This window comes from Streptococcus cristatus, from assembly GCF_963529205.1.
Lineage (GTDB): Bacteria > Bacillota > Bacilli > Lactobacillales > Streptococcaceae > Streptococcus > Streptococcus cristatus_O.
In genome coordinates, this window is record NZ_CAURYF010000002.1 from 53,153 (window position 1) to 75,021 (window position 21,869).

Annotated in this window: 26 protein-coding genes and 2 pseudogenes; all 28 read right to left on the minus strand. The window is 43.8% G+C overall.

The window, feature by feature from the left end; translation table 11 throughout:
* Positions 1-39: 39 nt before the first annotated feature.
* Positions 40-276 carry a hypothetical protein gene (locus RWS39_RS00870; RefSeq protein ID WP_314479430.1) on the minus strand — a complete coding sequence of 79 codons (237 nt, stop codon included), beginning with the start codon at positions 274-276 and terminating at the stop codon, positions 40-42.
* 320 nt (positions 277-596) lie between these two features.
* Positions 597-1,322 (minus strand): annotated as a pseudogene (locus RWS39_RS00875) (SH3 domain-containing protein); the annotation flags it as partial.
* Between the two features lie 18 nt (positions 1,323-1,340).
* A complete protein-coding gene (locus RWS39_RS00880; RefSeq protein ID WP_314479433.1) occupies positions 1,341-1,673 on the minus strand; it encodes a phage holin in 333 nt (110 codons plus the stop codon).
* Positions 1,674-1,681: 8 nt separating this feature from the next.
* Positions 1,682-2,077: a phage holin family protein gene (locus tag RWS39_RS00885; RefSeq protein WP_314479436.1), complete on the minus strand. Its 396-nt coding sequence runs from the start codon at positions 2,075-2,077 to the stop codon at positions 1,682-1,684.
* A gap of 3 nt (positions 2,078-2,080) precedes the next feature.
* Complete coding sequence (locus RWS39_RS00890; RefSeq protein WP_314479439.1) at positions 2,081-2,338, minus strand: hypothetical protein; 258 nt, start codon at positions 2,336-2,338, stop codon at positions 2,081-2,083.
* A 2-nt stretch (positions 2,339-2,340) separates the two neighbouring features.
* Positions 2,341-2,511, minus strand: a complete 171-nt coding sequence (locus RWS39_RS00895) for a hypothetical protein (protein WP_314479442.1) — start codon at positions 2,509-2,511, stop codon at positions 2,341-2,343.
* Positions 2,512-2,522: 11 nt separating this feature from the next.
* A complete protein-coding gene (locus RWS39_RS00900; protein WP_314479444.1) occupies positions 2,523-7,685 on the minus strand; it encodes a phage tail spike protein in 5,163 nt (1,720 codons plus the stop codon).
* Positions 7,682-8,470, minus strand: a complete 789-nt coding sequence (locus RWS39_RS00905; RefSeq protein ID WP_314479446.1) for a distal tail protein Dit — start codon at positions 8,468-8,470, stop codon at positions 7,682-7,684. Before RWS39_RS00905 ends, RWS39_RS00900 begins: the two co-directional genes overlap by 4 nt.
* A gap of 13 nt (positions 8,471-8,483) precedes the next feature.
* The gene (locus RWS39_RS00910) at positions 8,484-11,528 is read right to left on the minus strand and encodes a phage tail protein (RefSeq protein ID WP_314479448.1); all 3,045 of its coding nucleotides are present in this window, start codon (positions 11,526-11,528) and stop codon (positions 8,484-8,486) included.
* On the minus strand, positions 11,528-11,833 hold the full coding sequence (locus RWS39_RS00915) for a hypothetical protein (RefSeq protein ID WP_314479450.1): 306 nt from the start codon (positions 11,831-11,833) through the stop codon (positions 11,528-11,530). Before RWS39_RS00915 ends, RWS39_RS00910 begins: the two co-directional genes overlap by 1 nt.
* A 65-nt stretch (positions 11,834-11,898) precedes the next feature.
* Positions 11,899-12,240, minus strand: coding sequence for a tail assembly chaperone (locus tag RWS39_RS00920; RefSeq protein ID WP_314479451.1), 342 nt, complete (start codon positions 12,238-12,240; stop codon positions 11,899-11,901).
* A 55-nt stretch (positions 12,241-12,295) separates the two neighbouring features.
* Complete coding sequence (locus tag RWS39_RS00925) at positions 12,296-12,841, minus strand: phage major tail protein, TP901-1 family (RefSeq protein WP_314479453.1); 546 nt, start codon at positions 12,839-12,841, stop codon at positions 12,296-12,298.
* Positions 12,842-13,225, minus strand: coding sequence for a hypothetical protein (locus RWS39_RS00930; protein WP_314479454.1), 384 nt, complete (start codon positions 13,223-13,225; stop codon positions 12,842-12,844). It lies immediately after the preceding gene.
* Positions 13,222-13,566 (minus strand): HK97-gp10 family putative phage morphogenesis protein, encoded by a 345-nt coding sequence (locus RWS39_RS00935; RefSeq protein ID WP_314479456.1) that lies wholly within the window; start codon positions 13,564-13,566, stop codon positions 13,222-13,224. Before RWS39_RS00935 ends, RWS39_RS00930 begins: the two co-directional genes overlap by 4 nt.
* 1 nt (position 13,567) lies before the next feature.
* Complete coding sequence (locus tag RWS39_RS00940) at positions 13,568-13,873, minus strand: hypothetical protein (RefSeq protein WP_314479458.1); 306 nt, start codon at positions 13,871-13,873, stop codon at positions 13,568-13,570.
* Positions 13,870-14,217, minus strand: coding sequence for a phage head-tail connector protein (locus tag RWS39_RS00945; RefSeq protein ID WP_314479460.1), 348 nt, complete (start codon positions 14,215-14,217; stop codon positions 13,870-13,872). Before RWS39_RS00945 ends, RWS39_RS00940 begins: the two co-directional genes overlap by 4 nt.
* A gap of 2 nt (positions 14,218-14,219) precedes the next feature.
* A complete protein-coding gene (locus tag RWS39_RS00950; protein WP_314479462.1) occupies positions 14,220-14,534 on the minus strand; it encodes a hypothetical protein in 315 nt (104 codons plus the stop codon).
* A gap of 15 nt (positions 14,535-14,549) precedes the next feature.
* Positions 14,550-15,443: a phage major capsid protein gene (locus RWS39_RS00955; RefSeq protein WP_314479463.1), complete on the minus strand. Its 894-nt coding sequence runs from the start codon at positions 15,441-15,443 to the stop codon at positions 14,550-14,552.
* Between the two features lie 15 nt (positions 15,444-15,458).
* Positions 15,459-16,061: a capsid assembly scaffolding protein Gp46 family protein gene (locus RWS39_RS00960; RefSeq protein WP_314479465.1), complete on the minus strand. Its 603-nt coding sequence runs from the start codon at positions 16,059-16,061 to the stop codon at positions 15,459-15,461.
* A 110-nt stretch (positions 16,062-16,171) separates the two neighbouring features.
* Positions 16,172-16,339, minus strand: a complete 168-nt coding sequence (locus RWS39_RS00965; RefSeq protein WP_314479467.1) for a hypothetical protein — start codon at positions 16,337-16,339, stop codon at positions 16,172-16,174.
* 80 nt (positions 16,340-16,419) lie between these two features.
* The gene (locus RWS39_RS00970; protein WP_314479469.1) at positions 16,420-16,701 is read right to left on the minus strand and encodes a DUF6275 family protein; all 282 of its coding nucleotides are present in this window, start codon (positions 16,699-16,701) and stop codon (positions 16,420-16,422) included.
* Positions 16,702-16,703: 2 nt separating this feature from the next.
* Positions 16,704-16,949: pseudogene (locus tag RWS39_RS00975) on the minus strand (hypothetical protein).
* A 26-nt stretch (positions 16,950-16,975) separates the two neighbouring features.
* The gene (locus RWS39_RS00980; RefSeq protein WP_314479471.1) at positions 16,976-17,269 is read right to left on the minus strand and encodes a hypothetical protein; all 294 of its coding nucleotides are present in this window, start codon (positions 17,267-17,269) and stop codon (positions 16,976-16,978) included.
* A 6-nt stretch (positions 17,270-17,275) separates the two neighbouring features.
* The gene (locus RWS39_RS00985) at positions 17,276-17,539 is read right to left on the minus strand and encodes a hypothetical protein (protein ID WP_314479474.1); all 264 of its coding nucleotides are present in this window, start codon (positions 17,537-17,539) and stop codon (positions 17,276-17,278) included.
* Between the two features lie 39 nt (positions 17,540-17,578).
* Positions 17,579-18,535 carry a minor capsid protein gene (locus RWS39_RS00990; RefSeq protein ID WP_314479477.1) on the minus strand — a complete coding sequence of 319 codons (957 nt, stop codon included), beginning with the start codon at positions 18,533-18,535 and terminating at the stop codon, positions 17,579-17,581.
* Positions 18,513-19,988 carry a phage portal protein gene (locus RWS39_RS00995; RefSeq protein WP_314479480.1) on the minus strand — a complete coding sequence of 492 codons (1,476 nt, stop codon included), beginning with the start codon at positions 19,986-19,988 and terminating at the stop codon, positions 18,513-18,515. Before RWS39_RS00995 ends, RWS39_RS00990 begins: the two co-directional genes overlap by 23 nt.
* 3 nt (positions 19,989-19,991) lie before the next feature.
* Positions 19,992-21,281: a PBSX family phage terminase large subunit gene (locus RWS39_RS01000; protein WP_314479483.1), complete on the minus strand. Its 1,290-nt coding sequence runs from the start codon at positions 21,279-21,281 to the stop codon at positions 19,992-19,994.
* Positions 21,265-21,795: a terminase small subunit gene (locus RWS39_RS01005; RefSeq protein ID WP_314479485.1), complete on the minus strand. Its 531-nt coding sequence runs from the start codon at positions 21,793-21,795 to the stop codon at positions 21,265-21,267. Before RWS39_RS01005 ends, RWS39_RS01000 begins: the two co-directional genes overlap by 17 nt.
* Positions 21,796-21,869: the final 74 nt, after the last annotated feature.

A 21,869-nucleotide genomic window follows, 5' to 3' on the forward strand; every position in this document is an offset into this window, starting at 1 on the left:
TTTATCTTACAAACCCCCTCGTTTTTTGAGGGGGCATTTTTATGCTTCTTTTACAGATAAATAACGACGTTTCCAGCCTTTGCGATTATCTGAGATTGCAGTCAAGTCACGCATATTGAATTTCCATTTATAACTAAAATCGTGCAATTCACGAGCTTTCTTCAAAGCTTCGCGACGGTTTTTAGCTTCAACAGTCATCAAGATGTTTTCTACAAACTCGCTAGAGTGTTCTTTAAGATTAGATGATTGAGAGATGATAATGTTGAAAGTTTTCATTGTAAGGTTCCTCCGTTTTTTGTTTTATTTATCTTACAAGTATAGTATATAACATTTGTTATATATTGTCAACACTTTTTATAAAATTTTTAAAAAATTTTTTGTAAATAAAAAAATGCGCCCGAATCGGGCGCCACCTTCTAAAAAGGTTGTGTTCGGTTGAACCTTATTCTCACTAAGACGAGAACTAAAATACAACTGAATATATTATACTACATTTTTATTTTTTTGCAAATAAAAAAGCCCCAGCCAAAAGGCTGGGGTAGATTAAAATTTAAGAAAAAATATTTATTTTTCGCAGTTTCCGCTGCGGTTTTGTTTTAGCTCAAATCTCCCCAAAGGGTAATCCGATTTCCTGCATCGTCTGTTTGGCCAATGGCCATATAATTACGATTGCCAGATTCCCCAATGTACGAGATCCAGCGATAGCCATTAGCTGAGCCTTTACTGTCATAATTAACAGAATCCCCGGCTTCGTAAACATGCACGATTTCACTGTTAAGATTTGGTTCACGGCGCACATTGATAGCTGCTTCTCCTACCTTAAATGTTCCAGTTTCAGGCGTAAGTTCAATTTCGTCTGATGTTGGGGTTACATCTGCAGGAGTGACTGGCGCTGCGCCATCGCTATAAGGTGGATAAAACCAGCCAATCACATCCTCAAAACCTCGATTATTGTATCGAGCTGGGCCTCCTACAATTAGAGCATCAGCATTGCCATCAACATTCTGCTCAACGGTTCGCATAGTAATACCATCAGAATCCTCAATGACGATACCACAATGGCCATAATTAACACCACCAAACCAAGCATTCATATTAAAAAATGCTCCAGCTCGTGGGTTTTCGTCAGTTGGCATGCGGTGTACTTCCCAGCCGGCGGCTTCTGCCGAGTCTAGTAAATCAGCTGCATTGCCCCATAAATCTACACCGAAAAAGTGTTTTGATGGATAGGTTAGCAAATCTGCGCATTGAGTGCCTGCGAACCCATCTTTATCAACCCCCATGCCTGAGTTTGCTAGTCCAATCGTAAATTGTACAAGTTCATTTGCTGTTGTCATTTTTTATTTTCCTTTCAGATTTTCATTCATTTCTTTTACTGCAGCCTCGATAAAGACATCGAGGTCTTTATCTGCCATGTAGATGTTATATTTTTCCAGCTCGGTGAGAATCGCCCCTTTTGCCTGAGCAAGCTTCTGCTCACCTTTAAATCCGGTCTCTTTCGCAATCTGCTCCACAGCATTTACTGCGTTTTTGGTCAAGATTTCGACAATTTTGATTGATTTCTCTCCACCTTTTGCGATCAAAAATTCCTTGACCGCCTTAACCGCGACTCCTGCTAAAATAGTCAGAATGCCAATTGCTGAGCTTAAAACAAGCTCTGTAATTTGATTCATATTATTTATCACTCCTTCGTCTTATGATTGTCCACACGCTCGTTGATAAACGTTGTAATATAAGGGATTTTAAGACCTAAAATGTCTAAATTGGTTACCAAGCTAGCACCATAGCTAGCACACAAAGCCGTTATAATCATATCCGCTAACGCCCCAGCATTAGCAAACAGGAAAAACGGATAGCCAATCGCTGCGATGATGAAGATAGCCGAATGGGTCACAATGCCTGTCCGTGCCTTGCGACTCGAAAAGTTCTTTAGCGCCCAGGCCTTGCAAAAACCAGTAATCACATCAGCTATCACCAAAACAAACAAGACAAACACAAAGAAATGGTCATCAATCCCTGTCTCATAAAAGTCTTTCACGACTTCTATGATTGCCCAAATTCCATCTGGTTCCTGCATTCATCACCCTTTCTTTTCTTTAGCCCCAGCTTCCAGCTCCGCGATGATGGCATCCTCAGCGGCATAGACCGCATCCTGAAATGCCTTTTCCTGCGTGCGAACCTCACGACGATTGGCAGCATACGCCTCACTATCATTGATCCATTCGCTAAACGTAGTCACCCCTTTACCATCGATGTCTGCGGTGATGGTCTTAACGACCGTGTCACCGACCTTCACGCTTCCGACAAGTTTTGTAGTTTTTACGATTTCCAGTGTCATAGTTATTCTCCTTTTTCTGTTTCTGGTGCTGTACTTGTTTCAAGCTCCACATTACGATCAAGAGCTTGTTGCAGTTGCGCTTGCAGCTCTTCATTTTGAGCTTCAAGCGTTGCGATTCTTAATGATTTGCTAGCGATTTCGATTGCTAGCTTAGATTGTACTACTTCATTCATATTTTACCTTTCTATCCTACGTTTCGGACAATGTTCCAAGCTGCTTTCCTTGAGTTGATTAAGCTTTTCATAGCCTCAGTCATCGTGACTTGACCGCTTGCTGCGTGGTTTAAGATATCCCAAATCGCTGCTACGCTTGCTTCTAAGCGGATAAACTGCGTCGGGCTATCTGTGTCTCCTTTTGTATTGCGAGGTACGACGAAATGTCGCGCCCAAATTTCCGAGTTTTTATTCCAAACACCGGGCGTCATTGTCTGCGTTACGACGCTAAAGTTCCATCCATCGTCGCCCTGCGCGTGTCTCATGTGATTGTAGTCTCCAAATTGGTAGATTTTATCTACGCTGTTATTTGAGTTATTATCAATAACAAGACCTGCGAAAGAAACCGATTTCCAAGTGTTGGTTCCGTTTCGATTGCTTCCGATGATGGTACGTCCGTGGTTCTGACCGTTTTCCTGCTTGTTTTCGTAGCGGATAAACTGTGTTGGGTAACCCGCTAAGACCCGCTTGATGGACGCGTCGTCGTTATAAAAGAGTACATGACCATCGTTTAGATTGATCTGCATCGCATCGTTTTGGGCAGAGATGACTTTGCCTTTCATCCACTCAATAAACGCTAACTCAATCTTAGACTTGATAAAATTCGCATCTAATCCGACAATCTTATTAGCGTTTAAGTTGATGATATTAACGTTCGCAGCGTTAAGCGTGCCCGCTGTGATTTTATCCGCTAGCATGCTTTCGATCATGGCATTCTTGATGATCCCGTTATCAATCAAAGATTTCCCATCCAGATGGATAGACTCACCTTGGATACGGACATTCGGGCCAGTCGCGTTGATTTGGCTGACGATATCGCCATTTGAGTTGAGGTTCTGCACTGCCCAAGCATTTGCTATCTGATACTGCACCGTGCGAAGGTCGAGGTTCTTCGAGACCTCAACCTGAAACAGCTCATTAGTCAGAGCCATGCGGGAAATTTTATCTGTGACCTCTTTTTCGGTCGAGCCAATCAAGCGCTCATAGAGCTTGCTAGTCTCTTGTACCCGCTGAAAATCAGTTTGGTTGGCTTTGCCTGTGACTTGCTGAGTAATCGTAGTCAGCTGCCCCTCAGCTGTCCGTTTAAACTCAGCCAGACTCGTCTTAGTCTCGTTAAGACCAGACTCGACTCTGCCGACTTTATTCAGCGTTTCTTGCGCCGACTGCCTCCATGTATTAAAGTTTGTTAGCGAGCCATTGGCTGTATTAAGGGCAGCTTGCACACTGGCCAGTTGGCCATCGATGCCTTGCCTAAACTCAGCCAGTTTTGTATCTGCGTAGCTTGTAGCGTCCTCTGGAGCTGGTGACCAGCTCGTATACACCGACCCACTCTCAACCTTGGCAAGTCGCCACTGGAGCGACCCACTCGCGATAAAATCAGTCCTAAACATCCAATTCCAGTAGGCATTTTTTAGATGATTTTCAGTGATTTTAAAGGAATGCTCAAATGTGATTTCTCCGCTTCCGTTAAGGGTTTTGGCAGGACTACCATTGTAAGATCCAGCTGTCCAGCCAGTCACATTCCCGTTGCCTTGTAACCAAACAGTTGCCGTTTTGCCAGTAGCTGGTTGGATATTAGTGTACTTGAGTATGATCTTAGACCTCAATGTGTCGCCGACTTGCAAGCCGTCAGTCAAAACTTTGTAGAGCGGAGGACAGACATTGGCATTTCCAGAAAAGTTTGTAAAAGGCGTAGACCATTCTTTGCTTGTTCCTAAGGCAAGATTTCGTCCGCCTACAGCAAGCTCCTCAAACCGTCTACTTATGCTCCGCACGTCCTCTGTGTGCTGCGCTATGCCCACATAGCCAGCCTCGATGAGCTTGCGCTCGGCAGTCAACTGACGAGCGGTCTCTTCACGAGAGTAAGTGCGCAGAGCTTCGGCTCGTGTGCCGTCAGCGCTGACATAAGCCTGCACAGCTGCCAAGTCTACCCGTAAGCCCTGAGCCGTGCGCTCAAAGGTCGCCTTGGCCTCGGTGATGAGGTCTTCAGCATCTTCAGGTGCTGGCGACCAGTCTGTCTTAAATGAGCCTTGCTCTACCTTGACTTCCCAAACGCTTTTTAGCTTTTGAGGGTCTTTGCGATAGGTGTTGACTCGCAAGTGATAGGTGCCAGTCGGACGATTCCAGATAAACTCTGTGCCAGTTGTGCCAGTTTTGGCATCTGACACGATTTGGTAATTACTTACAGCTTTGTTCATCAGCCATAAAACGACGTTGTCAGATTCTTTATTGCCATTATGGTTTGAGCTAAAATTCCCGTCAGACTTCGCGGAAATTCTATACTTCTCGTTTTGAACGAGATGTATAGATGTCTCGTTGTGATAAAGTACATTATTATCAAAATTCGCAGGGTTTCTGTTCGGCTTAAACGGGCCTTTCGAGCCTTTTAACAAGTTCCGACCACCGACCGAAAGACTTGCTAGCTCCTCTCTCAGCCGTCCAGCCTCAGCCGTGACCAAGGTCTTGTCAGCCTTATCTTTTGTGGCATTGACAATCTCTTGTCTAATGCCAGACGCCCGCACCTCAAACTCAGCTGTACTCAATTTTGAGTCCAGCTTGTTCTGCGTATCAGTCTCTAGGCTCTTGACTGACGCTGATATCCTATCTGAGAGCAAGGTCAAAGCGCTTGAGTCCGCTTTGGTACTGAGTCCCTCAGTCAAACGATTCACACCAGCTTCGAGCGAGTCAGCTCGTTGCTTAAAAGTCGATTCAACGGCTGTGATAAGGCCTTCAACATCCTCGGGAGCCTCTGAGTAAGGTGTATCTGTGTCGCTTACTTCAAATTTCGGCATCCAGATCCAGACCGTGTCTGCTCTGTTGAGGTTAAACAACCATTCGTTGGTTGTTAAGTTGGACAACCCAGTCCAAGCCCTCGAAAATTTAACCACATAGCGCTTGACTTCCGTGGTCAAGGTCACATTCCCGTCTTTAAACCAGATATTCCCAAGCCTTGACCGTAAAATCGTTCCATCATTTTCTGCTTTAGCATAAAAGCTGATGGTAACTTCTTGATTGGTCATGCTTCCGGGCGCTACTTTGCCATATTGGCCAGTAGCTGGATAAGTGATTTTAGGGTTGCCACCATCCTTACCAGCTGGGTCTTGTCCAACGATTTTTAAAGCGTTGTGACCAAGATACTTGCTTTCGCTATCGATAGTAGCTGTGTAGGTGCTTGTCGTCCAAATACCAGTTTTTCTGATGTCCTGCTTAAAAAGCGAATTTAAAAAGAGATTTCGGCCAGAAGCTTGCATACTCGCAATCTTGCTTTTCAGCTCCTCAGCTGTCTGCGTGAGCTCAGACTTGCTAGCCTTGCCATCAGTTACGTTGGCCAGCTCAGCCAGCCTGCGAGTGGTCGTTTGCTCATAGGTTGCTTGAGCGGATTTCACGCCCGCAAGTTCGGTTTTAGTTGCATTTAGCGCCTGCACTTGCTTGCCAATTTCTGCTTCGGCTTGAGACTGCTTGGTGCGGATGTTGGCCAAGTCGCTTTTTAGGAGCGTTGCTTGGTCGCTCGCTGTCTTCTGCGCACTAGCAAAGTCAGATTTTAAGCGGTCGATTGCAGCCTGATTGGTCTGCTTGGCACCCGTTAAGTCCTGATTCAGCTTGGTGATAGCGCTCTTGGCCGCCTCAATAGCCGATGCGTTGGCGCCAGCCGTGCGAAGGGCTTGGGTGGTTTGTTCTTTTAAGGCTAGGTCACTAGCTTTCATAGCCTTGTCTAGTTTTTCGATTTCGCCCGAAATCTTCGCTCTTAAAGCCTCACTGCTAAAAGTTCTTAAAATTTCTTCCCAAACCTCGCCCGTCCAGCGCAACATGATTTTGTGACCTTCGTGTTCTGGGTCTGGTTTGTACCAAATGTCATTGATCAGGACTTTTCCGGGGTGTTTCCCAGTCGGATCTTCAGACCCGTACCAGTTATTATTAAAACCGTCTGCGGTCGGCATATAATCAGGGAGATTTTGGACAAAATTGGAAAACTCATTGGCCACAAACTCATCAATCGCCTTATCAGCAATCGTCTGAGCCTTGGCCTCGTTGCTCTCCCCTATCCGATCCCCTAGCTTAATATCGCTTGACTGGTCATTGAGACGGTTGAAAGTAATGTCGAAAATGCGGGTATCATAATCTAATCTTTTATCATGCCGAACGACACGAATAGTGTCTCCGATTTTTACGCCTCGCAAATACACACTTGAGGTTTTTAGAGTCAATTGAGGGCGCGCAGCATTGACTAACGCCTTGTAGGTGCGCTCTAACAATTGCTCCGGGTTTTCTTCTTCCGAAAAATCCACAAAGCCAATTTTAGGACGTATAGAGCCGTCAGCGTTCTTGATGCCGTAGAGCTTGGTCATAGCTGGCAATTCAACATACTTTTGCCCTTTCGGCTTATTGACTGGTTTTCCACCAGCTGTTGACCAAACCACATCTTCGAAGGTGATTTTCCGACCAAAGCCATTTGTTTGTTTCCCAGATTCTTCAGCAGAGCTGACTTGCTCACCCTTACCGCGGCCTACCAAAGCTGTGAAAATGTTGGTTCGCTCAACTTCTTGGAGGATTTGCAGGGCATTATGCCCATAAACCACACGCTTACCAACCGCTTGACCAATCTTCCGCTTAAAATCGATGTAACGAGCGCCTATTCGGTTTCCGTTCATTTCAACGAAAAATTGCATTTCTAAGTCCCAGACTTCGCAAACCTTCTTGAGTGCATCGAAGATTGAAACATAATAGAAATTGGTGCTGTGCGGGGTCGTCTCTCCCACAAAGCGAGCCTGCCAGTTGGTGCCAGACAGCAGATCGTTGATAACTTCTCTGGCCAAAGCGTTTTGAGGACGCTTGTCAAAAACTGGAGACTTTCTCAACTCCTCGATTCCTGATTGGACACCGATCAATGTAGTCAACTGATCAGACGACTTTTGAGCAACGTAGAAATAGTGGAATGTGTGAGCGTCTTCCATGGTCTGAATGGCCATGTATTCAACTTTTTCAAGCTCGTCATCATTCAGAGCCTTCATCTCAACAGTCAATCGATCAGACACATAGCGTTCTTTGGTCAGAGAGTATTTTTGGAGAGCGGTTTTAATAGCTGGTTTTCTGATGATTTTGATCAATCTCTCGTCTTTATCAAACAAATAAATCATGCTCGCTCATCCCTCCAGACCACTCTTTTTACAACGGCATTCTTAGCTGTGATGGTGTCGCCGTTTTTTAAGGTAAACTGCTCTAGCGGACTAAATCTCTCTAGCTCGCTAAGAATGTTTCTACCGTTGTAAACGGCAGTCACCTCTTCATTTCCGAAAGTTATAACAAGGTCCTTTCCTGCCGCATACGAGCCAGAAAAAGATAATACTTTCGTTCCGTTGATGATTTGTACTTGGTTCACTGTTCCGGTCGGTGTGACCGTTATAGACTCAGGTAGTACTTCCAAGGCATCCGATAAAGCAATAGGCCCAGTTGAATTCTGAGCCTGCTTTTTCTTATAACCATCTGGGACAAGGAGGGTGAACTTGCTGATGATAGACAAGCTTTTTTCTTCGATGTCGTCAGCTCCGCTGAAATAGCCATAATAAACATACTCGGGTTCGTCTTTAAAAGTGATTTCGAGGAAGCCACTGCTTGCTTGAGTTCGCAAAATCTTATTCAATTTCGCAAATTTATCACGCATTTTGGAACTAGTATCTGCTTCAAGTTTGTATTTGATTTCAAGCTGACGCTCATCATCTGAAACATCCTCCACCCAAACACCACGCCGCCCTGGAACTGAGCTTTTTTTGATCGTTTGACCAAGCAAGCCTCTTCCTGTCACCGTTAAATGCGTGTAGCCGTCAACCAATAGATTGAGAGGTGTTCCGTTGATGGACATATTGTCACTAGGCTCGAAAGCCGTGATATTATTATTTTTTTCTAATTTTGAATAACCATACATTGCTTTCTCCTTTCTAGTAACTGTCCAAAATCAATTCCATTTCTTGCGCATTTGTGATGTCTTCAGTAAATGCACGATAGACCGCATTTCCCATTTTCAGCACGATATCCGCCGCCTGTTGCCCAACGGTTAACGTGCCGCCATCAAAGGACACAGACGGGTCATAGGCTGTCAAACGCCCTAATTCGCCATCGACTGCGCCAAGCTCACTCTGCAAGCTGCCAGCAATATCTTTGCCGGCAAAAGCGTCAATAGCTCCTTGAGCCATGTTCCCGACTGTTTTTGCGACTTGACCAGCTTTATTGTTAACACCGATGATAAAACCTTCGTCTGTGTAAATACCAAATTGCTTAAATACCCGGGAAGGCGAATGAATGCCTAAAAGGCCTTTTGCCCAGTCTATAGCACCTCTTACTGCGCCGCCGACTGCATCTATCAACGCTCCTGCAGCGTTCCTAACCCCGTTGACAAATCCCATGATAAGGTCTCTACCAACGCTTATCGCACTACTGATAAAGTTTCTTGCAGCGTTTACCGCATTGTCAAAACCGTTTCTGACAGCTGATACAATCCTTGGCCCGGCATTCGTAACCGTGCTTACCAGATTGTTCCAGCCGTTTGTTACAGTGGATTTAATGTTTTCAGTGGCATTTGAAACGGTTGATTTCGCATTATTCCAAGCGTTCAGGATAGTATTTTTGATATTATCTAAAACGCCTGTGAGGAACGAAACAATCCCATTCCAAATTGACTCAACAATCGCCTTGATGCCATCTAATGCAGCGTTGATAGTGGTTTTGATAAATTCCCAAGCTGCGCTAGCTGCCGACTTGATTCCGTCCCAAATTCCTGACAAGAAGGCCACAATAGCATTCCAGATTTCGCCTGTTTTGGTCTGGATAATCTCCCAAGCATTTGAAATAGCTTGTTTGATGAGATCAAAATTGCCAGTCACCAAGCCTACGATAGTCAAAAGGATTGCTGCGAAGACCGCTTTTATAATTTCCCAAGTGGATGACCAGATTGTGCTTATGAGGTCGAGGACGCTTTGGATATATCCCCAAATAGTAGTTAACACAGACATAATCGTTGTAGAAATAGCATTCCAGACGGTACTCACTACCGTTGAAATGGCCGTCCAAATGCTGTCCCACGTCGTTTGAATGCTGGTCATAATGCTCTGGATTGTCTCCCAGACTGCCATAACAGCATTCCCGACCGTTGTCTTAATAGCTTCCCAGATCGGGGTCACAACCGACATGATAGCGTTCCAGATTGCATCCCAAATTGATTGCAAGAAAGCCATGCCAGCTTGCAGGATTTGAACTAGACCATCCAAAGCGATCTGTACCAGAGATTTGATACCTTCCCAAATCGTTCCGGCGACTCCTTTAAGGGTCTCCCAAGCTCCAGACCAGTCTCCATTCATGACCTGCATTACAGCTTTGATGATGCCTAATACAACACTTAAAGCCGTCTGAATAACGGTTTTAATCACATCCCAAGCGGTTTTTACGATAGTAACAATGAGATTCCACGCCGCTTCAATGATTGGTGCCAAAACATTCATAACCGTCTCGACTACTTCTTTTATGGCGTTCCAGACTGTGCTTGTCGTGGATAAAATCAAGTCTTGATTTTCATTCCACCACGAAACCAGCTGACCAAATAAATCCATGACAAAAGACACCACAGCCTCAACTGCTGAGCTGATTGCTGTCTTGATAGCTTCCCAAGCTGCATTCACCTTGTTCCGAAATTCCTCGCTGGTGTTGTAGACACCGACTAGGACTGCAATTAAACCAGCTATAATACCAATAACAACCAAAAACGGCGCTCCCAAAGTCGACACGACTCCGACTAACTTAGCGAAAACAAGACTTAAAGAGCTCCCTCCGCTGTTTAGCGAGGCAAACCAGCTGCTTACTTTAGCAAATACACCTCCTATTGCCGTGATAACCGAAATAAATTTCCCGACGCCAGCAACAAGCCCGCCAAGGACTGTCAAAACAGGTCCTGCTGCTACTATGATGGCTCCGAGCCACTTCTGCCAAGGTGCTAGCGGTAAATTATCCCAAATCGTCCCAAGGACCCGCACCACATTGTCTTTAAACGTGAGAACAGTCTCTTTTAGACTTTCCATCAACGCTTTGATGTCTGCTTCGTTGTTTCCAAGACCAGCTACGAGGTTCTGAGCTGCTGCTTTCATGGCTGAAAATGAGCCTGACACGGTCTCACTAGCCTCCTTAGCGGTCGTTCCGGTAATTCCGAGGCGGTCTTGAGTAATTCCGATGGCCTCAATCAAAGTGTGGAAAGGAATGTCTTTGACATTTTCGGCTGTTGCTTCAAATTCGCCGTTTAAAACACCTGATTCGTTGACCAAACGGGCCATTTCGCTAGCGGTTCCCCCGTAACCTAGCTTCAAATTGTCCAGCATTGTGTAATTATCCTTAGCAAATCCTTGATAAGCGTTTTGGATATCGGTCATGCTGGTACCCATTTTATTTGCGTTATCTGACATCTGTATGATGGCTTTATCTGCATATTGCGCAGCTTTTGCTGTGTCTCCTCCTAGACCTTGTAACAAAGTCGCTGAGAAAGATGTAACCTGCTCCATATAGGAATTAGCCGAAACCCCAGCTGTTTTAAAAGCCTTATTGGCGTTTTCAATAACGTTGGTGCCGTCGTTTGCCATTGTTTGATACAATTTTCTGGCTTCTTCTCGGGTCATTCCGTACTCTTTAGCAAGATTGTTTACGCTTGTTCCGTTTTGCTTAAAGAGTGTTTGGACACCTCCCAAACTTTGTTCAAGATCTGCAAAAGATTTCACGACACCCCCAACCGCTCCAACGACAGGAGCGGTGAAGCCAGCAGTCATCCCAGCGCCGACCTTCATCATGGAGCCGCCGATAGCGCTCAAGCTACCGCTGATCTTGTCAAAGCTCGAGCCAGACTGATTTTGGAGGCTTTGAAGAGACATTTTAGCCTCTTTAAGACCATTCGCGAAGTCTGATACATTCGCTTTTAAAATCGCCGTGACATCAAATGTTGCTCCCATCAAAATCCTCCTTTCTCATCATGATTAAGCCTTCTATTTCGGTCTGCCATTGTCAGACCTTTTTTGTTTTCTTTGCTCTCAGCCTGAAAAATTCTTTCAAATTCTTCTTTCCGGTTGTAAAAATCGTCAAAGGTTTTAAATGCAGACCTGACACTTTTACCGCTGCCTTTCGTAGCTTGGACTCGTTGATTCATCCAAGCTTGGATTGCTGCATTATATCGCTTATCTTCCTGTTGTATTGCATAAGCTAAATTGTAAATTTCAAATTCGACAAGTGTTGTTCTGGCTGCCTCTAAGAAGCTCATTCCATGTCTTGCAATCAGCAAAGCGATAGCCTCGTCATATCCAAAATTTGAACCCGAAGCCCCTTCTACTCTGCTAGGTTCATCGCTTTTTTGAGCAGGGGTGACGCTTTTAACTCCGCAACAATCTCTTTGATTGTTTCGTCGTATTTATCGTTGATGATCAAATCTTCCAGAAACGCTTCAATGCCTGCATTGCTTGGCTTTTTGCCTTCTGTAACCGTTCCGGCCTTGATGATATCCACAAAGGCCATCGGGTCGTTAAGTGCCTGCCCGGCATTAAAGAGAGTCATTGCTCCGTAGCCTGTTTTCATCCCTTCCAATTCTGCGGAATGGAGTCGGTTCATTTCACGCAAAAATCCAAGACCAAATCGCAAAGTGTAATCACGTCCGTCAATGTGTAAAATCATATTTTCTCCTTTTCAAAAAAATAAAAAGGGGCGTTTAACCCCTCTTTAAGAATTATTAAACAGAACGACCTGACGCAGCCGTTTCTTTGGCGAGCGTATGGTAGTCGTACTGCGCTGTTGCGACAGCTTTCTTTTGAGAGTCTGTCAGCGAGTCGGTGTGAATGACGCCGTTTCCGTCAATTGCCATTTCGTAAGATAATTCAATCTTGTCATCAGCCGGAGCGGAAAGTTCAAAGCTCTTGAAGTATCCTTGGTAGTATTCCACGTCGTAGATTTCTTTTCCACCAGATTGGCGCACACTGCCAAGGTCGACGATCCAACATTCAATTTTTTCGTTGTTCGCAAACCATTTTCGCATTTCCTTCCACATGTTGACTGTGTCACCGTCTTCGCGGTAAGCAAGTGATTTAAACTCACCGCTTGTTTCGCCGTCGGAAATCGAATTGACTACGCCGTCCTTGGTTTTGGTGCTTTCAATCTCTTTTTCAGGATTGATTGTTAGCTCGACCTGAAAGCGGACTTTTCCAGCGTCCTGCTTAGCTTGGTCTTTTAATCGTCGGAAAAACACTACATAGTCTTTTCCTAGCACTAATTCTGCCATTTATGTCTCCTTCTTTGTGTAATTAAAAGTAACGTCCAGCGCAATGTGAAGCAAAGGCTGGACGTCTGTGTTATCTGGTATGACTTGTTTTGAGGTCGAAAGATGAGCTAACTTGTGCTCATATCCATCTTTCAACAGCTTCACTGCTCCTTCTAAATAAGCTGAAATCTTATCTAAACGAGCCCTGTGTTCTCTTAAACCATAGAGATGGATTGTCTGCCTGACCGTCCCTAAAACGTCGTTATTTGGGATGTCAGAGCCGTTACTCTCTCCCAAATAAACAAAGGGATATTTAGTCTCAGCGTCTGGTAGGTAGTCGTATGTATCGACTCTTACGCTGCAGATTGAGAATAAGTTCCTGAATACATCATGATTTGGGGTCACCTAAACGCTCCTTTCATCACTTTTGTCATGTCCTTTTGAAATTCAGGCTGAATTTGCTCCAGCATAGGACGAAAATGGGGTTTACCGGGCTGAAATCGGGTGCCATATTCCTGATAGCCATCATAACCAGCTTCGCCGTGGATATGAGCTTCCATTCCTGGATAGGAAGTGGTGATATGGTCTTTCAAAAATCCGGTATCCTTGGGCGCTAGATCTCTAGCGATTCTCTTTCCTTTTTCGCCGTTATTTTTCAAAACTTGCAAAGACTGCTCAACTGCTTTTGGATGAGCGTTGCTGATGGTAGCTGTAAGCTTCTCAATACCTTGCCATTTGATCCCCATACTAACCACCTGCCTTCTTGAGCCTGACAGCCCCTTTAATTGGGGCATCAATCTGATCCATAGGGACATATTTGCTGCCGTCATAAATAGCGGTAGCAAAAGGCTTCTGTGCCTGCTGAAAACGGCAAATCATGACCGTGTCAGTCTGATTCCCGTAATCTTTAAAAACCCTTGCTTGACGGATGAAATTAACCAAACAAGGAACGACTTCTGATTGTCCCCCTTGATTTTCGTATTCGTCTGTTTCTGGATTGTATTTTGGCGCCTCAGCCCCTCTAATAAGGGTGATTCGGTGCGGCGTTTTCATAAAAATACCACCTTGCCTTTCTCTCTCAGAGAGCCATCTAGGCCAAAATCTTTGTTTAAAATGGCCACATAAGGCTTAAACAGGTTATCCCAGTCCTGATAGGTCACAGAATAGCCGTCTACGGTCTCAGAAGCTACACCCTCGGACCCTTTACGTCCATAAAGCTTATAAACAACATTCTCAATCATGAAATTGTACTTCTGATCAATCTCTGTTGTTCCTGTCAAGCTCTTGAAATAGCTTTCGGCATCTTCAACTAGATCCTGTAACAAGTCATTTTCTTTCGTGTCGTCGGGAGCAATACCCAGCCGACGCTTAATTTTGGCTAGCTGAGTATTTTCCATATCTATTCTCCCTCAGCGCCTTCGAGTAGGGCTTTCAATTCGTCCTTAGTAGCACGAGAACCATACTTAATACCAAGCTCGTCAAGTTTAGCCTTGAGTTCTTTCACGCTTGGATCAGGTTCAGCTTCAGGAGCTGTTTCTTCTGCAGGAGTTGTTTCTCCCTCAGCGCCTTCGAGAGCAATAACTCCCTTTTCAAGCAGCTCCTTGATTCGGTTATCAGAGACCGTCAAATCTGCGCGCGGATAAACTTCGCCCGTTTCGTACAAGCGGTCATTATCCTTTGTATCGATAATGTTCGTGGTCACAATATAAGTCATTTACAAACTCCTTTCTTAAACGTTAGCAGCGTCTGTCAATTTAGCAAATGCATCTGTCTTCGTGATCATGACTGCGATGTCCATTGTGGCACGAATGGCAATCATTTCTTGTTCAAACAGGTTGACAGGGGTTCCGTCTGCATTCTGGATTGTTGAGATTTGGCCTTCTTCCGAAATCTTATAGTTGATGTTGTAAGGTACACCGTAGATCAGATTGTCGAAGTTACCAGCGAGCAAGTCGCCTTTTTTGAAATTCTTAGATTTCATGTCCACGGTCACGATTCCGTCAAGCTTGTTGTTTTCTTTGTCGTAAATCGTCTTCTTGTCACCGTCACGAGCTTCACGAAGGGCAGAACGGTTTGATACACGAGATACAAATGCATTGATTTCAACATCGCTATCTAGCAACTTGTCTTCAAGTTTCAGGATATTTTCAAAGTTGATAGGACCACCAATCACCTTGCTTGCGTCTTTAGCAGCTTTTGCAACCGAATTAGCAAACGGCGTTTCATGACCGAGAAGACCAGCTTCATCAATTTTGGTGTAGAATGCTTCGACGATCTGAGGTTTCATGTCGTTGAAGAATTTTTCCCAAGTGTAATTCAGCGCTTCACGAGAAGCGAGAAGGATGATACCGAGCTTATGAGCTTTCAGCTTAACAGGAATGACTTCTGGCTTATCTGTCTTGATTTTTTCAGTTTCATTCACCCAGTAAGCAGAAACTCCGTCCGTTTGAACGTAGACGGTTTTTTCTTGCTCTCCGTCCATTTCGTGGTACTTGCCTAGTTGCATCACGAGCGAGTTCTTAGAGACCTCTTTCATGATGATGTCTGTAAATCTCTTATGAAAAGTTCCGTCTTTTTTCTCAGAAACCAGAACCTTTTCAGGATTAAAAGTTTGTACTGTCATTTATTTCTCCTTTTTTCAGATAATGCGCGAGTCGCGGAAGATTTCTCCGGGACTTTTCGAGTCCGAACTACCAAAAGATGATGAAACGCCCGGCGGTTCGGATTGAGTGTATTCAGCTTTAATTTCGCTGATGATACTTTCAAAGTCAGCAATTGCCTGCAAGGTGCCATCTGCGGTATCTTTAACCACGAAAGAGAGCACTTTTTCATTTACCGGTAATTTTCGACTTGAAAGCGTCTTGATGGCTTCGTCTGTCAATTCTCGCTTGGTTTGTTCTTTTTCCAAACTAGCGATTTTATCTAGCAATTCCTGCTTCTCAGTTTCTGCCACCTGTCGGCGGTATTCCTCAAGCTCTTTTCCAGACAGTTCATTCTCTGCTTTGTATTGTTCAAGAGCTTTTGAAATCGCCTCTTGCGTTGATTGAGCGTGCTTCTTCTCCGCCTGCTCCAAGCGTCGTTGCATTTCAGCGACAGATACCATTTTTTCTGGCTCAGGAGTTGGTCCTGCAGCACCTTCTCCGTTGCCTGAAGCTTCAGGATCTCCTTGAGGCTCTCCGCCTTCAGCAAAAAATTGAAGATTGCGCAAGTTCATGCGCAACATAGATTTGTATTCCGCCATTTTTGGCTCCTTTCTTTACGCTTTTACGGGCAACCTCCCCGAACTCATGCAGCCTTTAATGTCTTCAGCACGGTTTGGACAAGCAAAAAACCGTACGGGATTCCATACGGCTAGGTTTCTATAAGGATAACTTCACAAGCCACCACAGAAATTCTTTTTACTTCCAATTCACAATCAAGGAAATCGCACGGATAACCTCCGTCTAAATATTCATTGTTGTGACACACAGAAACGTAAGCCTCTTCATCAATTGCTTCACAAAGTTCTTTAACTTTCATTTTCTATACCTTTTCTGAATATCAAAAAACCGCCTCGAATTCGACACGGTTTATAGTGATTTACAGTAATTTATAGCAGTCTATTCCTGCAAGTCAAGATGTCGGATCACCTCATCTTTAATGGCACGATTTGAAACCTTGGCGTAAACATCCACATAAGTCTCTTTCTTGTCTCCGTTATGCGTGATTTCTGCATAATCTCCGGAAGGTTCGCTTGATGTAATTGCGTTCGTACTAACAAGAGCTTTCCAGTTTTGCAGGGTCTTGCTAAACCAAACTACAAAGCAGTCTTCTGCTTTGATTTCACGATTTGATAAGCGCGAAAATTCTTGTGATGCCAATTCTTTTGCCATTTTTAACATTTCTATTCCTCCGTTTTTTCGTAAGTTTCTGCGAAAATATCTGGCTTGCGTGGATAAAATTCACCCTGCACGCCTTTGATGATATAATCTCCCTTTTTGGCTACCATATCACCTTCAAGCGTAACAATCCTTATATTCCCAAGTTCATCAAACCAAATCTTATTCTCTGCAAAGTCAATCACTTATTTATGGTTATTGCCGTTCCAACGCACCGCCTCAACCACAACAGGTTTCTTTCTGTATTTCATTTCTTCAATCCTTTCTGCCCTCCGACTTATGCATTCTTTTGAGGTTTAGAATTCTTTTCAACCCAGCTTTTAAAATCATCGAAAGTGTCCATTTTTTTCAAAGATAGGTAGTTCTCGATTTTTTCAATAGCTTTCTGAACCGATTCATCATCAAAACAGTAACCATTTATTGATAAATCAAAGATTTTATTGCCGTTTTCTTTATCGACAATCCATAACTCATTGCCAGTCCAACCACTTAGTGAATCGTGGCATTTTTTAGATTGTATCTCAAAATGATTATCTTCGATCAATCCAATCAGCTTTTTGTATTTATTCATCCAAACCTACTTTCTACCAAACCAGCTTGGCTTTTTCTGTTTGCTAAACGAAACGATAGCATTATCCAAGTTAACACGCATTTGCTTGTTGGCAGCTTCTAACTTGTCAAAACGCTCATTTGTCGCTTGAGTATTTTGTGAGCTGATTTTCTCCATATTTTCAACAATCTTCAAAAGTTGCTTGTTTTGGTCGAGTAAGAGCACAATAGCTCCTTTTGCTATTCGCAAAGAGTTTTCTAGCTCACGTTTCTTTTTGATACGTTTGTTCATGATTTACCTCATTATTTCTTTTGTTCAGGGTTGTTGTTTTCATTTCCAGACTTCAAAATCAGTCAGTGTACTACCACCCTCTTTGTACTTCATTTCGATATGGCCATAGGCCGAGCACCTGCAGTTGGGGTGCATCGGAAACATATTCACGCCCTTTTCAACTTTGTCAATAGGAATAGCCTTTTGGTCAAGTGGGCCGCAAATATCACAAGCACCCGGCTCTGCTACGTAGATCATGTGAGTAAAGCCGTTATCCTTTAGCATAGCAAGCTGAGTATCTGCATTTATCCGAGAAATTTCGGTTTTTAGCAAGCGCTGGGCGTTCGCTTTGCTCGTCTCGTACTTTTTGGCCAAACGGGCCATTTCTTGCTTATAACCCATCATGTCTGTATAGATTCGGTCAAGCGAAGAGAAGACGTCTCTTTGTAGATTAGCTTGCAATCCCGTCCTGCCCCAGACGCGACTAGAGAAATTTTGTCCGTAAAAATCGGCGTCTAAAACGCTCTGCATTCGTTTCTTTGCTCCGCTGGACGAAATCCCCAAAATCCCTGCTTGGCGCTTGTATTCGGCTAAATACTCCTCTCTGCGTGCCTTATCAAAGACCTCATTCACTTCAGAGGTAAGATTTTGAATTTCAAGTGCTAATTCAGCCTTCAGGAGCTCCAGTCTACTGACTTTCATTTTCAGGTTGTATGTCCTGAGCCACGAATTTGTCTTAGGGCTGAAATCTTTCTCTTTTACCGCTTTTTCAGCCTTCTTGGCAAACTTCGTAACGTCAAATTCAGAAGCTTTTTTCATAGCCTCTTGCTTGGTTAGACCTTCTTTTTTAGCATAAGCTAGATAAAATCTGTCTATTTCTGATTGCATGCGGTCATGGGACTCCTGATAAAGACGGGCCAGAATCTTATCTCTGTCTATATCCCGCTTTATCAACTCAGCCTGCGCCTTACGTTCGGCATTGTAACGCTGATTCTTAGTCGTTTGCTTGCTTGTCATCTGAACCACCTAAAATCTGGCCAATTTCACTGTCACTAGCTCCATTTTCTTTCAAAATGCGGGCTTGCTCAGTCTTGTAATCGGTGAAGCTAGCGCTGTTCATCAAGGTTTCTTGAGACAGATTTCCGCCTGCCTCAATATACGCCTTAATTTCCGTCCAGACATCCTGTGGGATGTTAGGGTGAAACGTAAAAGTTAGCTTGTTTGCTTCGATTGCAGGCTTGTTGATTACCTTGTGAATATTGCTGATGAGCTCGTACCTGCGACGCAAAGCTTTAGTAAAATAAGCTTCCTTGTCTTTTCGGACCTGCTCAAGTCCAATCATCTTATAAAGCAGAGCAATTCCTGATTGCGTGGAATTAAAACGGTCATCCTCAAGATTCGGAATGCGACTAAACCTGTGAATATCGTTGGCCAAACGATTTTTGTAGGCTTCCGTGCCCTGCACATCGTATTGCTTGTAGATATATCCAGCATCTACGCTTGTTTGCTGCCCGTTTGTGCTTACTCCTGTTTGGAGCAGTAGCATGTTAGCCTCTTTCATCTTAGCAGCGTTCTCGGCACTCATTCCGATGGCTTCTAAGTCGCCTTTAATCAAAAGCAAAGCATCATTCAGGTCGCTCATATAATTCGCAGTATCAGATTGACCTGCGTCGTATGCGTCGATCAAAGAAATCTCGCTCTCATAATCACCCATTCTAAAGCGGTTGTTCCACCATTCGACGACCGGCACATCCTTGTACTCGTGTTTTTTATCGGATTCAACAACCAAATTGATGGAATTGACCGAAAACGGCTTATAAGAGATAATTCTATCTTTTGTGTAGACAGTAGCAGAAACCTTATCTGCAAAAATAGGCAAATGCACAGCTGCAATGATATTCTGCTCGACCGTCAAATCACGAATAACAAACATTTCAAGTGGGCTGATCAAAACAACCCTGTCCACATTGTCTTTATCCCTGAAATGATACTCAAAGGCTCGACCATAAACTGAAGCATCAAAAGCAAGATCACTATTCAGTGAATTGATGTCGTTTTGCCACTCGATTTCTTCGATGACTTTCAATTGCTCTTCTTCTGCGCCTTCTAAAATCCCGACCGTGACCGGATTTCCAATGACATAGCTTGTTGCAAAGCTCGAGATATAGCCACCCCATTTATGCCGGACTCGGTAGTCCGCTTTTTCTTTGTCTAACCGTCTGCTACCGGCTAAGATACTATAATTATCACCCTGCGCATATGAAGCCAGCACTCGCAGCCTTTTTCTTTGAAGATTAAAAAACGTTTCGATCATTTCACGAAACGCCTTCTTGCCATCTTCTGTATTCAAGAGCTCGTCGCTTGAGCCATGCCTAAACTGCTCGTTTGACAAGCTGTCAAAACGCAAGCTGTCCGATCTTGCTTTAGTGGCAGTATCTATTCCATGCTCAAATTCGTTTACCTTATCCACTTTCTACCTCCTGAACATTTTATTAATTTTACTGATTGTTTTGTCTACATTGACTTCTTTTTTGGCTTGGAAGATTCTATCTTGCAAAGCGTATCTAATAGCATCAATGCAGTGATTGTAGCTGTCTACTGGCTCGTTGATGTACTCGTTTGTCTTCTTGTCTTTTTTCCAAGTGTAGTTTTCGAGTTCTTCAATCAGCTTTACGCATCGTTCATCAACTATCCAGTCGTACTGTAAGAGATACTGTATCCCTTGCATGACTGATCCAGGACCTTTCTGCACATCGATAACTCGAGGGATTCCAAGATTTCGCAATTCCTGATTCGATTTCTTTTCTGCTGAATCCGCACGAATGATTTCTTTTGCATATCCTAACGTCTTGATAGCTTCAGCTATCTTGTCATTAGTCAAATTCTTTCTAACAAATTCTTCGACCACATAAAGCTTTCTGTTTGCATCATCAATCCTGATGTGCATCAAAGCCGACGGGTCATTGATAAAACCGTAGTCAAGACCAAAATAAGCCGGCAGATGCGCCAGCTCGTCTTTATTAAGCAATCGTTTCTCATATTTTGGAAAGACTAGCTTGTCCAATGTTGCGAATTCACCCAGAGCGTAGATCTTGTAGTACGCTTCGTTACGATTGGCCAACTCTTCGATATTTTCGATCGTGACCTGGTCTAAAAAACGATTATCTTTGTACGAAGTATGATAAACGACTGTATTTTTTGGCTTCTTAACAAAAAAAGCGTTGTAGGTCCAGTTTACTTTTGAAACCGGGTTAAACATCAAGAAGATCTGTTTCTGCTTGTGCTTTTTATCCCGCAAACGCAAAGTCAACTGCGTGTAGTCGTCCAACGTAAACTCAGACGCTTCTTCCATGACCACATCAGAAACGCCCTTGATGGATTTAATTTTCTCAGGATTGTCCAGCCCCTTGAAAATAAATTGGGCACCGTTTGGCAGCTCAATCCGATAAGCTGAATTATTGACCTTGCACTTGTCGAGCAACTGCCAATTATCCAAACACTGCTTTACATCCTCAAAGATTGAGTCATAGACTGTTGAGCCTACTTTTCGCAAAAAGAGGATTTTGCGCGGGTATTTCCAATCTTGACAGGCTTTAAATACCACCTTTTGAATAACACCGTGGCTCTTGCCAGAAGAAGCACCTCCATAATGGACCTCGGTAAAGGTTGAATAGTCATTGAGCTTGTTGTAGATATGCTTGTTGAATACCCGGCTAGGTCGTTCGATGACAATATTGATTTTAGGTCTAGTCTTCGTCAGCATCCCAATCACCTACCTTGATTTCGATAGTGCGTTGTGTGATATCGATGTTGTTTTGATACATGCCTAAAGTCTTAGCGTACTTGTCTGATGCAGATAGCATCACAGACAAGTCAGGCGGCACTTCCTTGACTGATTGATAACCCTCGCCATCACCAACAAGTTTGACATCTTTAATCTCACGTCTGATAATTTTTGCCCAAAATTGCTGAATATCAACCGAATTAAGCAAAGAAAGCTCCGTTCTGCGCTCATCAAAGGAATTTTTGAGTTTTTCAACGACTGGCGATATGTGTCCATAAATGTCCATATTCGAAAGCATGTTGTTTGCTTGCTTGCGAGCCGTTTTCTCGCTAAAACCAGCTTCTTTTGCTGCTTGCGTAGCGTTTTGAAATCCGTTAGCCATGTAATTGAGCACAAAAGACTTCTGTCTGCTCCGAGAGGCTGGCCAGTCGGACATCAAATCATTAGCCACTGTTTTTAAATCTTCAATTGCTAGTTTTTCGCGTTCATTCATGGCTGCCCCTCCTTTCAACAAAACAAAAAAAGCTAGGCATCAAATGCCTAACTCTTAATTCTTGATACTACCAT